The sequence below is a fragment of the Burkholderia sp. FERM BP-3421 genome (genome assembly GCF_028657905.1).
Classification (GTDB): domain Bacteria; phylum Pseudomonadota; class Gammaproteobacteria; order Burkholderiales; family Burkholderiaceae; genus Burkholderia.
The window spans coordinates 1,615,683-1,630,217 of record NZ_CP117782.1; the positions used below are offsets into that span (position 1 = coordinate 1,615,683).

General features: G+C 68.7%; 12 protein-coding genes and 1 pseudogene. 9 read left to right on the forward strand and 4 right to left on the reverse strand.

Annotated elements, in window-relative coordinates; translation table 11 throughout:
• Complete coding sequence (locus tag Bsp3421_RS23135; protein ID WP_274003769.1) at positions 1-2,139, reverse strand: TonB-dependent siderophore receptor; 2,139 nt, start codon at positions 2,137-2,139, stop codon at positions 1-3.
• 559 nt (positions 2,140-2,698) lie between these two features.
• Here Bsp3421_RS23135 and Bsp3421_RS23140 point away from each other — a divergent pair.
• From Bsp3421_RS23140 to Bsp3421_RS23180, 9 genes are all read left to right on the forward strand, one after another.
• A complete protein-coding gene (locus Bsp3421_RS23140) occupies positions 2,699-2,953 on the forward strand; it encodes a hypothetical protein (protein WP_274003771.1) in 255 nt (84 codons plus the stop codon).
• Between the two features lie 11 nt (positions 2,954-2,964).
• Complete coding sequence (locus Bsp3421_RS23145) at positions 2,965-4,572, forward strand: AMP-binding protein (RefSeq protein WP_274003772.1); 1,608 nt, start codon at positions 2,965-2,967, stop codon at positions 4,570-4,572.
• Positions 4,569-5,318: a thioesterase II family protein gene (locus tag Bsp3421_RS23150; protein WP_274003774.1), complete on the forward strand. Its 750-nt coding sequence runs from the start codon at positions 4,569-4,571 to the stop codon at positions 5,316-5,318. The genes Bsp3421_RS23145 and Bsp3421_RS23150 overlap by 4 nt, the downstream gene beginning before the upstream one ends.
• Positions 5,319-5,351: 33 nt before the next feature.
• The gene (locus Bsp3421_RS23155) at positions 5,352-6,398 is read left to right on the forward strand and encodes a PLP-dependent cysteine synthase family protein (protein ID WP_274003775.1); all 1,047 of its coding nucleotides are present in this window, start codon (positions 5,352-5,354) and stop codon (positions 6,396-6,398) included.
• Complete coding sequence (locus Bsp3421_RS23160; protein ID WP_274003778.1) at positions 6,382-6,960, forward strand: allene oxide cyclase barrel-like domain-containing protein; 579 nt, start codon at positions 6,382-6,384, stop codon at positions 6,958-6,960. The genes Bsp3421_RS23155 and Bsp3421_RS23160 overlap by 17 nt, the downstream gene beginning before the upstream one ends.
• Before the next feature lie 15 nt (positions 6,961-6,975).
• A complete protein-coding gene (locus tag Bsp3421_RS23165) occupies positions 6,976-9,870 on the forward strand; it encodes a type I polyketide synthase (protein WP_274003780.1) in 2,895 nt (964 codons plus the stop codon).
• A 2-nt stretch (positions 9,871-9,872) separates the two neighbouring features.
• Complete coding sequence (locus Bsp3421_RS23170) at positions 9,873-10,886, forward strand: Glu/Leu/Phe/Val dehydrogenase dimerization domain-containing protein (RefSeq protein WP_274003783.1); 1,014 nt, start codon at positions 9,873-9,875, stop codon at positions 10,884-10,886.
• 199 nt (positions 10,887-11,085) lie between these two features.
• Positions 11,086-12,258: an ABC transporter substrate-binding protein gene (locus Bsp3421_RS23175; protein ID WP_274003785.1), complete on the forward strand. Its 1,173-nt coding sequence runs from the start codon at positions 11,086-11,088 to the stop codon at positions 12,256-12,258.
• Between the two features lie 82 nt (positions 12,259-12,340).
• On the forward strand, positions 12,341-13,627 hold the full coding sequence (locus Bsp3421_RS23180) for an FAD-dependent oxidoreductase (protein WP_274003787.1): 1,287 nt from the start codon (positions 12,341-12,343) through the stop codon (positions 13,625-13,627).
• 86 nt (positions 13,628-13,713) lie between these two features.
• On the opposite strand, the pseudogene Bsp3421_RS23185 reads toward Bsp3421_RS23180, so the two are convergent.
• The 3 genes and pseudogenes from Bsp3421_RS23185 to Bsp3421_RS34475 form a co-directional block, all read right to left on the reverse strand.
• Positions 13,714-13,905 (reverse strand): annotated as a pseudogene (locus tag Bsp3421_RS23185) (copper-binding protein); the annotation flags it as partial.
• Positions 13,906-14,003: 98 nt separating this feature from the next.
• The gene (locus tag Bsp3421_RS23190; RefSeq protein ID WP_274003789.1) at positions 14,004-14,237 is read right to left on the reverse strand and encodes an immunity protein Tsi6 family protein; all 234 of its coding nucleotides are present in this window, start codon (positions 14,235-14,237) and stop codon (positions 14,004-14,006) included.
• The gene (locus Bsp3421_RS34475; RefSeq protein ID WP_443111582.1) at positions 14,234-14,479 is read right to left on the reverse strand and encodes a polymorphic toxin type 46 domain-containing protein; all 246 of its coding nucleotides are present in this window, start codon (positions 14,477-14,479) and stop codon (positions 14,234-14,236) included. Before Bsp3421_RS34475 ends, Bsp3421_RS23190 begins: the two co-directional genes overlap by 4 nt.
• Positions 14,480-14,535 lie beyond the last annotated feature (56 nt).

The window sequence follows — 14,535 nt, forward strand, 5'->3', positions numbered from 1 at the left end:
TCACCACCGATAGGTAAAGGTCACCGTCGCCACCCGGTCCTGGCCGATGAAGCAGTACATCGCCGACGTGCAGCTCGCGACATAGGTCCGGTTGGTCAGGTTGCTGATGTTGAGCGCCAGGGTCGCGTCCTGCGTCGGCCCCAGGAGCTGCCCGACGTCGTAGCTCGCGGCAAGATCGAACAAGGTGACCGACGGCACGCGGAAGGTATTGCCCGGATCCCCCCAGGTCGCGCCGAGGTAGCGCACGCCGCCGCCGAGCCGCAGCCCCGCCAGCACGCCGCGCAGCCGGTAGTCGAGCCACGCGCTCGCGCTGTGACGCGGCGTTTGCGCCGGCCGCTTGCCGGCGTAGAGCGGATCGGCAGCGACCCGGCTGCTCAGGTAGGTGTAGCTCGCGATCAGGTTCAGGCGCGGCAGCAGTTCCATCGTCGCCGACAGATCGAAGCCGCGCGTGCGGATCTCGCCGGTCTGGTTGTTGAAGCCGAGGTGGTCGACATCCGCGGTCTTGACGTTGGTCTGCTGGAGATCGAAGAGCGCGGCGGTCAGCAGCACGTGCGAGCCGGCGGGATGGAACTTGACGCCGAGTTCGGCCTGCCGCGCCTCGACGGGCACGAACGCGTCGCCCTTGTAGTCGCTGCCGACGAGCGGATCGAACGAGGTCGCGTAGCTCCCATAGGCCATCAGCCCGGCGTCGAACTGATAGCTGAGCCCCGCGCGCCCGCTCCATTTCCCGTCGCGCTGGCGCGTCTCGCGCACCGCCGGCGAATAGCTCTGGGTGGCGTCGTCGCTCCTCGACCAGTCGTGCCGCGCGCTCAGCGTCAGCAGCCAGCGCCGGTACGCGATCTGATCCTGCGCATAGAGGCCGACGCGCGTGAAGGTCTGGTGGGACTTCCACGGCGCGGCGCGGCTCGCGCTGAAATCCGGCACGATCACGGGCTGGTAGTTCGCGCCGTACGGATCGAACGGCACTGGCCCGACGCTGTAGACCGCGCTGTCCAGCACGCCCGTGGTGTAGTCGAGGCCGGCCAGCAACGCATGCCGCGTCGGGCCCAGCCCCAGCTCGCCCGTCACGTGATGGTCCATCGTGAAGCTGCTGGACTTCGCGGGCGTCAGCTCGTCGTAGCCCTTGAGCCAGGGCTGTCCGTTCACCAGCTGGTAGCCATAGACCACGCCGCGCTGAAGGTCGGACGACACATACATGTAGCGGGCGCTGCCGGTGAAACGCCAGCCCTGGCCGAAGTCGTGCTCGAAGATCGACGTCAGCGCATCCTGCGTGCGCGTCGACTGCCGGAAGTTCGGATCGGTGTAGTTGCGCGAGCGGTTCAGTTGCGGATACGGGCTGCCGTTCAGCCCCAGCATCGCCGCCGGCAGGCTGTTGTAGTCGGGTATCGACGGCTCGCGCGAATGCACGGCCAGCCAGGTCCACGATGTATTCGGGCTGATCCGCCAGGTCAGGGCGGGCGCGAGATACAGGCGTCGGTGGCGCATGCCCTCGACCTGCTCATGGCTGTCCAGCCCGCTCGCCGTGAACCGGTACAGCACCGTCCGCGCCGCGTTCAGCGGCCCCGTGGCGTCGAATCCGAGATGCGCGCGATCGACGTCTCCGTATTGCACCGACACCTCGCGCTCCGCGGTATCGCGCGGCCGCCGGCTGACCTGATTGACGATCCCGCCGCCCGTCCCCTGCCCATACATCGCGGACGAGGGGCCGCGCAGCACTTCGATCCGTTCGAGCGCATAGGCGTCGATCTGCGGCAGCCAGCTGCCCGGATTGCCGATCACGCGCAGGCCGTCGAGATAGTAGTCCGCGTCGATGCCGCGGATCCGGGTGAGGTCCAGCTGCGAGCCGAAACCGCCGAAGCGCTCGCTGTTGACGCCCGCGGTGTAGCGCAGCGCCTGGCTGGTGGTGGCCGCCTGCTGCTCGTCGATCTGTTCGCGCGTGATCACGGATACGGACTGCGGCGTCGTCATCAGCGACGCCCGGCCCCGATTGCCGACGCTCGCCTCGGCTGCGACATAGCCGCGCACCGAACCGTTGCCGTCGTCGCCCTGCTTGTCCGTCACGGCGATCGCGGGCAGCGTGTCGCCGCCGCTCTCGTCCTGCGCCCACGCGCCGGTGGCGTGCGTGCACGCCGCCAGCATCACCGAGAGCGCGAAACGCCGGCGCGCGACCGTGGGCCCAAGCCGCGACCGCCCCCCGCGCGGCCGCTGGGGCCGCGTCCGAAAACCTTGGTGCATGTGTGTCCGTCTGTCCTGTTCCGCGTCGAAGAGGCGCGGACGGAGCGCGCCTCGACGCGCCCCCGCCCTGCCCCGCAGCCGATGAAAACGCCATCAACCGCGGGCCGGCGGAGCAGGCCGCGCGGGTCAGTCGGGTGGATGGATGAGGTGAACGATCGGTCGGATCTTTCCATTGACCGACCATCGGTCGAATGTAATGATAACCATTTTCATTTCAAAGACAAGACACGCCGTGACGCGCCGCATGTGTCCCGGGCTCGGGAAACGGCCCGGCCAGCTCCCCGTGTAAGCGTCTCGTCTATCGAGAGCACAGCCCCGCGACGGCCGAAAATATTGCGTTATCCGAGAGATTTCCGTCAATCGAATCCTTACATGCAAACTTTCTAACGGATTTCTATTGACCGACCGGCGGTCAACGCTTAATAATAATCATTCCTATTACATCGGATATGGAGATGATCGGATGGCTTCGACGCGCATCATCGGCCTGCTGACAGAGATCGGACTGCCCTCCGGGCTGCTCGAGTCGGCGGAATGCGACTGGCAACTCCGGGCGGATCTGGGCCTGAGTTCGGCGGAGACCCTGGATCTGCAATTGCGTCTGGAGCAAGCGGGATGCACGGGCTTCTCGCTGTGGGACAAGCACGATCACACGCTGGAAGAACTGGAACGGCTGATCGCGTCGGCCACGGCCGACAGCACCGGAGCCGCGCGATGAGCGCAGCGTCGATGTCCCTGAATCAACGGCTCGCCGCCGCCCTGCACGCCGGCGGCGACGCCCCCGCGCTGATCAGCGGCGCCGAGACGATCTCGCACCGGCAGTTGCTGTCGCGGGTCGCCGCCGCGTCGGCGCGGCTCGACGCGCACGGCATCGGCAAGGGGGATCGGATCGCGTTCCAGCTGCCCAATACCGCGCATGCCGTGATCCTGATGCTGGCGGCGCTGATGGCGGGCGCGGTGCCGGTGCCGATCCTGCCGGCCTACCGCGAGCGCGAACTGCGGCACATCCTGAAAACGGCGCGGCCGCGCGCGATCGCCGTGACCGCGGGCAATCGCCGTTTCAGCCCACTTCAGGCGGTGGCCGGCCTGCTCGCCGACGAGCAGCTGGAAATGCCGCTCAAGCTGGTCCTCGGCCCGCCTCGCGACGACGCCCATCCCGACTGGCACGACCTCGAGGCATTCTGCGCACTGCCGTCCGCCCCCTCGCCCGCCGCGCTGACGCCGGCCGGCATGCAGGCCGACGACCCTGCGATGATGCTGCTGTCGAGCGGCACGACCGGCCTGCCCAAGGCCATCGCACGGCGCAACGGCGGCTACAGCTACATGATCGAGGCAGGCTGCAAGGTTTTCGGACTGAGCGAGGCGGCCGTCTACCTGGCCGTGCTGCCGGTGTCCCACGGCTTCGTGATCAACTGTCCGGGCATCCTCGGCACGCTGGCCAGCGGCGGCGCCGTCGTGCTGGCGGCCGACACGAGCGCGCCCACCTCGCTGGAGCTGATCGCCGCGCACGGCGTGACCCACACCACGCTCGTCCCCGCCCTGCTCGCGCAGTGGCTCGAACACGCGCACGCGACCGGCGCCGCGCCCCACACCCTGCGCTACGTGCAGGTCGGCGGCTCGCGGCTGTCCACCGATCTCGCGACGCGCGCGGAGGCGCGGCTCGGCATTCACATCCAGCAGTGCTACGGGATGAGCGAAGGACTGCTCTGCTTCACCCGCTTCGACGATCCCGACACGGTGCGCTTCAACTCCCAGGGCCGCCCGCTCTCGGAATACGACGAAGTCCTGATCGTCGACGCGCAAGGCAGGCCGGTGCCGTGCGGCGAATCGGGCGAGCTGATCACGCGCGGCCCCTACACGATCCATGCGTATTTCAACGACGAGAACGCGTCGCTGCGCGCATTCACGGCGGACGGCCACTATCGCACGGGCGATCTCGCCCACGTCGACGCGGCCGGCAATGTCTACATCGACGGACGGGTCACCGATTCCATCAATCGAGGCGGTGAGAAATTCTGCCCCGAGGAAATCGAGGACCTGTGCAAGCGCCACGCCAAACTGAAGGATGCCGCGTGCGTCGGCATGGCGGACAGCCGCTACGGCGAGGTGCCGTGCCTGTTCGCGATCGTGCGCGACGACCTGCCGGTCTCGCTCGCGGAAATCCGTCAATACCTGGAGCGCGCGGGCATCGCCGCGTTCAAGCTGCCGGAAAAGCTGGTGCTGCTCGACGAGATCCCGCGCAAGGGCATCGGCAAGATCGATCGCGTGCTGCTGCGGGCCCAGGCCGCCGAGGACGCGCGACAGCACGCGGACGCCCGCCAGGCGAGCCCCGCATGAAACAGCTGCGAACCCAGGCCGAAGGCGCGGTGCGCTTCAGCGCGTCCGGCGCGGCGCCCGTGCGCCATCAGCTGGTGATCTTCCCGCACGCGGGCGGCAGCGTCGAGTTCTATCGCCCGTGGCGCGACAGCCTGCCCGCCGACGTCGACCTGATCGTCATCCAGTACCCGGGCTCGACCGCGAAGGAGGCGTTCCCGGCCTGGCAGGATCCGGCCGCCGCGATCCGGCGCTGCACGCGCGGGCTCGGCAGCCTGCTCGGACTCGCGCGCGCCACCTTCTTCGGCCACAGCATGGGCGCGCTGCTCGCGCTGCACGTCGCCGCGGCGCTTGCGCGCTCGCGCTTCGACATCGCGCAGCTGATCCTGTCCTCGCAAATGACGCCGCCCACGCTGCTGGACACGCTGAGCACCCCGACGGATCTCGAGCGGCTCGCCGACCGCGCGCTGGATCTCGGCGAAGTCGACGCGCTGGACACCCTCGGCGTCGAGGCGCGCGCGCTCGTGGCGTCGACCATCCGGCGCGATCTCGGCCTGTTGCGCGAGCTGGCGCGCCTGCCGATCGGCGCGCTGCCCGCGACCCGCATCTTCGGCGGTCGCGACGATCCGCTCATCGGCCCCGGGATCCTCGCCGAATGGCACGCCTTCCTGCCGCGCAGCGCACGCGCGGAAACCTTTCCGGGCGGGCATTTCTATCACCGGAATCCGCTTCAACCCGTTCTCGACGCGATCCTGCAGCACGCCGCCTGAACACTTCATTTCACACCGTCATCGGAGCACCTCATGGATTTTGTTCTGTTCAACGCGCAGCCATCCGCCCCGGATCGCACCAAGGCGTTGGCGATGTTTCCGCAACTGAAGCGCTATAGCGAAGCGCTCGGCAACACCCCGCTGGTGGAGGTGCCCGGGTCGTCGAACGGTGGGCGCGTGTACGCCAAGCTGGAATCCAAGAACCCGTCCGGCTCGATCAAGGACCGGGTCGCGTTCGGCCTGTTCTGCGATGCGATCAACACCCACGACTTCAGCCAGGGGCCGCTGAAGCTGCTCGACTCGTCGGGCGGCAACATGGCCCGGGCGCTCGCCTACCTCGGGCACCTGTGCGGCCTGACCGTGCAGGTGGTGATTCCCGATTCCGCGCCGGAAGCGCTGCTGCGCTCGCTGCACGAGAACAACGCGATCGTCACCCTGGTCGACCGCCACCACTTCCTGCTCGGCATCATCGCGCGCAGCCAGGAAATCGCCCGCACGGAACCGGGCTGGACCCTGCTGTCGCAGCACCTGAACCAGGTGAACACGGCCACCCACCAGCATCACACGGGCGCCGAGATCGTCCAGCAGCTCGTCGGCCGGCGTCCGGATGCGTGGGTCGCCGCGGTCGGCACGGGCGGCACGCTCGCCGGCGTCTACGCGGCGCTCGTCCAGCAAAACCCCGATCTGCGCGTGGTCGGCTGCACGCCGCAGGAGCTGCCGTTCGGCACCATGGCCCCGCCCAACGGCCTGAACCGCTTCGCGGGCGCGGGCGGCTTCGGCTTCGGCTTCCGCCAGCCGTTCGTGTCCCTGATCCAGTCGCCGGTGACGTTCGAGTCGGTCACGCACGAGGAATCGCTGAAGGCGATGCACGAATTCTTCTCGGCGACCGGCATTCCGATCGGCGGCTCGTCCGCCGCGAACTGGATCGTCGCGCGCCGGGTCGCCCAGCAGCTCGGCCAGGGTTCCACCGTGGTGACCGTATTCGCCGACGCCGGCAGCGATGCCGACCGCGAACGCGGCCGCCAGCTTTCCTCCACCCAAAGCAACGCAATCGAGAGTGCAAATGATGCAATCGCATGAGAACGATCTGATGTCGACGCTCGTCGGCCTGGCCAACCTGGCCCGCACGAAAATCGAAGCAGGCGCGAGTATCGACGAGGCCAGGCAGCTCGTCGCCGAGCAGACCGGCAACCCGAACGTCGTGATCCTGCCGCTGCTCGAACTGTCCGAGATCAAGTTCAAGGCCAAGGCCGAGGACCGACCGAGCGTCGGCGACGTGAATTCGCACGACGACCGCTGGCTCGACGACCAGGGCACCCAGGTGGGCACCATTCGCGGCGAGGGCTGGAAGGTCGCGACCCTCGGCACAGACATCATCTCCTACTACCACGAGACGGCCGAGACGGTGTACGGCCGCATCGAGACCTCGGGCATCTGGAATTCGTCGGCGATCTGGCGGCGCGGCTGGCAATCGCTGTTCGCGACCGGCGTGTCGGGCGACGTGACCGGCATGTTCGGGGTGCGGCAGCTGTATCAGGAAGTGCCGCGCGAACGCTATCGCGCCTTCGTGCTGCTCATTCCGATCGCGGCCGCCCACGCGGCGCTGCGCGACCGGATCCTGAGCGGCTACACCGCCCACTGAGCCATGGCCGCCCCGATGCGCACCTCCGCCCCTGACCGGGACATCGCGATCGTCGGGATGGCGTGCCGGTTTCCCGGCGCGAACGATCCCGACGAGTACTGGCACAACCTGATCAACGGCGTCGAATCGCTGGTCGAGCTGGACGACGCGCAACTCGACGGCGATGTCGTCCCGTTCGCCGCGCCGCTCAGTTGCGACGCGCTCGCGTTCGACGCCGCATTCTTCGGGGTCGCGCAGCGCGAGGCGGCCCTGATGGACCCGCAGCACCGCCTGTTCCTCGAATGCGCGTGGCATGCGCTGGAGGACGGCGGCATCGTCCCGGGACGCCTGGAAGACGCCGGCCTGTTCGCGGGCGGCAGCAGCTCGTCGTACCTGCCCGAGCTGCAGAAATCCACGCTCATGGAGCGCTTCCAGCCGTCCGCATTCGAGCTGCAGATCACCAACGACAAGGATTACCTCGTCAGCCGCGCGGCGTGGCACCTCGGCATCGAGGGCCCGGTGCTCGCGGTGCAGGCCGCCTGCGCGACCTCGCTGGTGGCCGTCGCCGAGGCCGTCGAGGCCCTGCGCGCCGGGCGCTGCGGGCTCGCCCTGGCCGGCGGCTGCACGGTGCGGACGCCGCAGCGCGCACCCTATCGCGCGCACCAGGGCATGGTCTACGCGAAGCACGGCCATTGCATGCCGTTCTCGCAGGACGCGAGCGGCACCGTGTTCGGCAGCGGCGTCGCCGTGGTGGTGCTGAAGCCGCTCGCGGCGGCGCTCGCCGACGGACAGCGCGTGCTCGCCGTGATCAAGGGCTGCGCCGTGAACAACGACGGCGCGGGCAAGGTCGGCTTCACGACCACCAGCGTGTCCGGCCAGCGCCGGCTCGTCGAGCGGGCCTTGCACGACGCCGGCCTCGCCCCGGCCGACCTGCGCGCGATCGAGGCGCACGGCACCGGCACGATCGCCGGCGATCCGATCGAATTCGATGCGCTGCACGGGCTGTTCGCGGCGCAAGGCGTCGCGGCCGGCCACTGCGCGCTCGGCGCGGTCAAGGCCAACGTCGGCCATCTGGAAACCGCCGCGGGCATGGCCGGCCTGATCAAGGCCGTGCTCGAGATCCGTCATGGCTGGATCGCGCCGCAAATCAATCTCGGCGAAGTCAACCCGTCGATCGCGCTGGACGCGAGCGCGTTCTACATCCCGACGTCCGCCGAGCCGTGGCAGGCGAGCGATCCGCGCCGCGCGATCGGCGTCAGCGCGTTCGGCATCGGCGGCACCAATGCGCACGTGCTGCTCGCGCGTCCGCCCGCGCGCGACGCGCGCGACGCGACGCCGCGGGACTTCCCGGGCGCGATACCGGTCTCCGCGCGCAGCGAAGCCGCCTGTCATCAGTTGATGCAGTCCTATCGCGCCGAACTCGCGGGAACCCCCGTCCATGCGCTGGCCTGGAGCGCGCAGACGCGCCGCAAGCCGCTGCCCTGGCGCGGCCTGCTGCGGGTCGAGGCCAACGGCGCCTTGTCCGTCGCCGAGACGATCCGCGACATGGGCCGGCGCGCGCCGCGCATCGTGTTCCAGTTTCCGGGCCAGGGCAGCCAGTTCCTAGGCATGGCCGCCGGCCTCGCGCAATCGAATGCGCTGTTTGCCGCGCTCCTGCGCGACCAGGTGCAGGCGCTGCGCGATCACGCGGATCTCGACGCGTCGTTCCTCCTGGGCGGCCGAAGCGACCACGTCGATCTCACCGACACCGCGCTCGCGCAGCCGGCGCTCGTCGCCGTCCAGATCGCCGTGGCGCGCTTCCTGATGCGGCACGGCGTGACGCCGAACGCCGTGATCGGTCACAGCCTGGGCGAGATCGCGGGCGCCTGCATCGCCGGCCTGTTCAGCGACGCGGAAGGCCTGCGCTTCGCGGCCCGGCGCGGCCGGCTGATGGCGGCGCTGCCGGCGGGCGCGATGCTGGCCGTGTCGCTCGGCGAGGAGGACTGCGCCCCGTGGCTCGGCGCGGACGTCGCGCTGGCCGCGGTCAATGCCGCCGAGTCCTGCGTGCTGTCCGGCGCGCCCGCGGCGCTCCGGCGCGTGGAGGCCGAACTGAAGGCGCGCGGCGTGCGGTGCCGGGCCTTGCAGGTCTCCCACGCGTTCCACTCGATGATGATGGATCCGGTACTCGCCGAACTCGCGCACGCCGCGCCGCACAGTGCGCCGCTGCCGTCGCATCTCGCGTTTCATTCGACCCTGCTCGGCGCGCCGCTGGCCGAAGGCGCATCGCTCGACGCGCACTACTGGGCGCGCCACGCGCGGGAGCCGGTGCGCTTCCGCGCCGCGCTCGACTCGCTGCCGGCGCGCGGCCGGACCGTATTCATCGAGGTCGGCGCGGGCGCCACGCTGACCGCGCTGGCCCTGTCGCAACGGCCGAAGGACGTCGCGATCCGCACGCTGCGCGGGCCGCGCGACGACGCGCCGGACAGCGACACCTGGAACACGGCGCTCGCGCAGCTGTGGATGGCGGGCGTCGATCTCGACTGGCGCCCGTCGTGGAACGAAGCGGGCGTCAGCGTGCCGCTGCCCCGCTACCCGTTCGATCCGCAGCGCCACGGCGTATCCGCCGAGCCCGCCGCCGAGCCGCGCCCCGCCGCCGCGCCGAACCCGCGCCCGGCCGCGCCGCGCTACGACAGCGTGCAGGCCGCCGCCAACGCGCTCTGGGAAAAAGCCACCGGGACCGCACCGTCGAACCTGCATCACCCATTCAGCGAGGACGGCGGCCATTCTCTGGCCGCCGTCCAGCTGGTCGTACTCACCCAGGCCGAACTGGGTGTGGAAATCAGCCTGCAGGACTTCATGCGCACGCCCACGCCGGCGGGCCTGTGCGCATGCCTGACCGCCGCAGGCGCCGAAGCGCTCGTCCGTCTACATCGTTCAGCAGAAGAGGTTTGATCATGGGCATCATCAATCATCCGCGGTTTGGAAAATACGAAGTCGAAACCATCGTGGTCGACGACAAGAGTTCGTTCACCATCGCCTGCTCGCCGCAGCGCCACGCGATGCCGAGCAACGGCGGGATCCGCTGGCACCGGTATGAATCGCTCGAACAGCAGAAAGACGAGGCGATCATGCTCGCGCACGCGATGGATCTCAAGCACGGCCTGTACCGCACGGGGTTCAGCGGCGGCAAGATCGTGGTCAACAGCAAGGTGAGCCCGGACGACGCGCCGCACGTGCTCGACGCCATCGGCGACCTGCTCAACCGCTACGACGGCTCGATGTACACCGGCTGCGACATCAACACGAGCAGCGACCACATGGTGCGCCTGCGCCAGTCCACGCAATGGATTCTCGATGCGATGGAAAGCCCGCTCGTCAACACCTCCGTCGCGACGGGCTTCGGCGTCTGGAGCGCGCTGCGCGCCGTGCTCACGCTGTCGCCGGGCGGCAGCGACACCGCGCGCGTCGCGATCCACGGGATGGGCAAGGTCGGGCGCGAAGTCGCGCGGCAGTGCCTCGCGCACGGCTACCACGTGGTCGGCTTCGACGTGCGGCCGAGCCCGGACATCCCGGCGGGCGTCGCGATGCTGGACGAGGATGCGTTCTGGGCCTATCCGTCCGACGTGCTGTGCATCGCCTCGCTGTCGAACGTGCTCGACCTCGACACGGTCGACCGCGTGCGCGCACGCTGGGTCGTGAGCAGCGCCAACTCGCCGTTCGCGAGCCCCGAGGCCGAGGCGAAGCTGATCGCGGCGGGCATCAACTACCTGCCCGACTACGTGAGCAATGCCGGCGCGGTGATCTGCGACAGCGTCGAGCGCTCGTTCCCGGACATCTTCCGCTCGATGACGCAGGACCAGGCGAACGAATACACGGGCGCGCTGATCGGCACCAAGACCGGCGAGCTGCTCAAGCGTTCGCAACTGCTGGGCTGCGACATCAACACGCTGCTGTCCCGCGTCCATTGATCGATCCGGTCGCGCACCCGCCCGCTCCTCACGGATCCTGCCTGCTGTCGAGGATGGGGCCACCGCTCGCGCCGGGATCCCGCGCGGCGGGTGCGCACTGTGCCGGATTCCGCCCTGCCGGGCGCCGCCTCACGATGTAGACCGTCAGGTCGCATGCATCCGGGGGGGCGCGCCGGCGCCCCTTCATCGTGATGACGCCATGTCGACCGAATTCTCGCCGCCCCGCCGCGCGCTGCTGCGCTGCGCGCCGGCCACCGCTCTGCTGATGTCCGTGCCCCGCGCCTGGGGCGCGCGCGCGTCGGCCCCCGTCATCGAGGACATCGCCGGCCGCCGCGTCCATTTCGCGCGGCCCGTGCGCCGGCTGCTGCTCGGCGACGGCGCGCTCGCGTACGCGCTGCCGCTGCTGCGGCCCGATGCGCCGTTCGCGAACGTCGTCGCGTGGGGCGCGAACTTCCGCGCCGCCGATCTCGACAGCTATCGCGCGTACCAGCGCCGCTTCCCCGCGATCGCCGGCATTCCCACCTTCCCGGATTCGACGCTGGAAGCCGTCAGCGCCGAGCTGGCGATCTCGCTCGCGCCCGACGCCGTGCTGCTGAACCTGAGCTCGCGGCCCGCCGCCGAATCCTCGGGGCTGGTCGCGCATCTGGCCGAGGCCGGCATTCCCGTGCTGTACGTCGATTTCCGGACCCGCCTGTTCGCCAACGCGGCGCGCAGCATGCGGATCCTCGGCGAGCTGCTGGACTGCCGCGCGCGAGCCGAGGCGTTCCTGCGCTTCCGGCAGGCGCAGATCGACCGCGTGACGACGCGGCTCGCGCGGCGCGATGCACGCCCGCTCGTGATGGTCGAGCGCGCCGCCGGGCTCTACGGCGACTGCTGCCTGAGCTACGGCAACGGCAGCTTCGGCGAACTGGTCGGCGCGGCGGGCGGGACCAATCTCGGCACGGCATTCCTGCACGGTCATTTCGGCACGCTGCATCCCGAACAGGTGATCGCCTCGGATCCGGACGTCGTGCTCGTCACCGGCGCGAACTGGTCGCTGTACGCCCCCGCCGGCGACTGGGTCAATCTCGGCCCGGGCGCCGACCCGGCGGAAGGCCGGGCCCGCCTCGGCCGGCTGATGGCCCGGCCCGGCTATCGCACCTTGCGGGCCGTCCGGAACGGGCGCGTCTATGCGATCTGGCATGCGTTCTACGACAACCCGTATCACTTCATCGCGCTCCAGCGTCTCGCGACCTGGTTGCATCCGCAACGGTTCGCCGACCTCGATCCCGACGCGACGTTCCGCGAGCTTCACGAACGCTTCCTGCCGGTTCCGTACCAGCCGGGCTACTGGCTCGGCCCGGAAGCGGCACCACCGTCGGCGCACGCGTGACGCGCACGCGCGCGACGCACCGCCCCCCCTATTACAGCGGCATACCCCAACACACCTTCGTTCAATTTCTCAGGAGAGCATCATGCATTCCATCAAATCCGGTTCGGACTACGACGTCGTCATCATAGGCGGCGGCATTCTCGGCCTCGCGAGCGCCTACTACGCGACGTCCCGAGGGCTCAACACGCTGATCGTCGATCAGTACGGCGTCCGGAACGAGGTCAACAGCTCGAAGGGCCTCGAACGCATGTTCCGGCTGATGCAGGACAACGAATGCGAGACGCGGCTCGCCGAGGCGTCGCTCGGGATGTGGATGGAGATCCAGCACGCGGGCGGCACGCGGCTGCTCGCGATGGACGACCTGGTCTTCTTCGGCCACCGCGACGCCCCGATGACGACCGAGGGCAACGTCCGGCAAGTGCGCAAGACCATGGACAGCATGGGCATGCCGTACGAATACCTCGAATCGCCGGCGGCAATCCACCGCCGCTTCCCGATCTTCAATCTCGACGCGATGCCCGCCGACTACGTCGGGCTCGTGCAGGCGGCGAGCGCATCGATCAACGTCCAGGCAGCGGCGAAGGCATTCCTGCACGGCGCGACCCAGACCGGCCGCCTGCACGTGCTGAACGAGCATACGGTGGTCAACGTCGAGCACCATCGCCATGCCGGCACCGGCCATGCGTACACGCTGCACACGACCAGCAACGGCGTGCCGACCGCGATCCACGGCCACCATCTGATCGCCTGCCCGGGCGTGTGGGCCGATTCGGTGCTGCACGGCCTCGGCCTGAAGCAGAGCCGCCGCTGGAAGATCTGGCAGATGAACTATGCGTACTGGGAACTCAAGGCCAACCATCCCAAGGTGCCGATCTGGTTCGAGTTCGGCAACGTCGACGCGAGCGACCACGGCACGTTCTACGGCTTTCCGCCGCTCGACTTCGCGCCCGCGATGCGCAACATGATGAAGATGAGCGCGGACTACACCTACGATGTGTTCGACGATCCTTACGCGGAGCGGCCGCCCGTCAACGAGACGCTGATGCGCGAACTCGCCGCACACCTCGGCCGCCTCATCGATCCCGGCCTGATCGACGCCGGCGCGTATCAGCAGGCGGGCCGCTGCCTGTATTCGATGAGCCCGGACGGCAAGCTGGTGATCGGGCGGATTCCGACGTCGCCGGGCGGCGACGGCTATCACGCCCGCGCGTCGATGTGCATCATGGAATCGGGGCGCGCCTTCAAGTACGCGCCGCTGTTCGGCCGCGCGCTGGTGGAGCTTGCGGTCGACGGACACTCGCGCTATCAGAGCGACCTGGAGATCTTCTCGCCGGCGCGCGACGGCTTGTTCGAGCCGATGAGCGCGTAAGCGGCTGCGCGGTTCCGGCCCCGGCCCGGAACCGCGCGGCGCCGGCCTTCGGCGGCCGGCGCCTTTCGGTCGCCCGCGTCAGTGCGTCACGACGCGTCTTTCACCATCTCGACGATGGTCAGCGTGCCGCCGACCGCCTCGACGCGCACCTTCACCTTGTCGCCCGCATGCGCCTGCCGGACCATCGCCGCGTCCTTCGCCTTGTAGGCCATCGTCATCGGCGCCATGCCGAGATTCGCGAACGCGCCGTGCTTGAGCGTGATCATGCCCGTCGCGGCGACCTGAAGAATGCCGTATCCGGTTTCGTCACAACTGGGTTGTTTGTGGCAACGCATTCTGCACAGCGCTACATACGGCTGGCCTCGCTCGCGACCTTCTAAAGGATCTCAGCAGCACCTTTATCCAGCGGCTCCACTTCCCTCGCTGTCAACACGCCGATCGTAATTTCCCGCAACCTGCTCACGTCCAGCACTACTCCCTTTTCTAGATCGATGAGAAACTCAATCTGCTTGCTGATAGACAGCAGCGCCCGACTATCGGGGTGCTGCATGAGCAGATGGCGATATTTTTCCAGCCCCTGCTCGAACGTGAGTAATCGGTCTTGTTTCATTTTCCGGGAACAGGAACCATCGTTGATTTGTTGGGAACGAACTGTTGCGTACCGCCGCCGTTCGCTACAAACGGCCGTCCCGGGACAGTCCATGTATCCGTAATGCTAGCCGCGGTGCTTTGCAATACAGAGGTCGCGCCAGACGGAGTAAAAAGACCTGGGATTCGGTTCGCCGGATTGATGCCAAGATTCGTCGCCTGCGTCCCAACCGGCGCGAAGTAGCTGCCGACATTACCATTCAACGGGACTGTCAGAGATTTCGTGTTTCGGGCATAACATGACGCAACTCAGGAGCGTT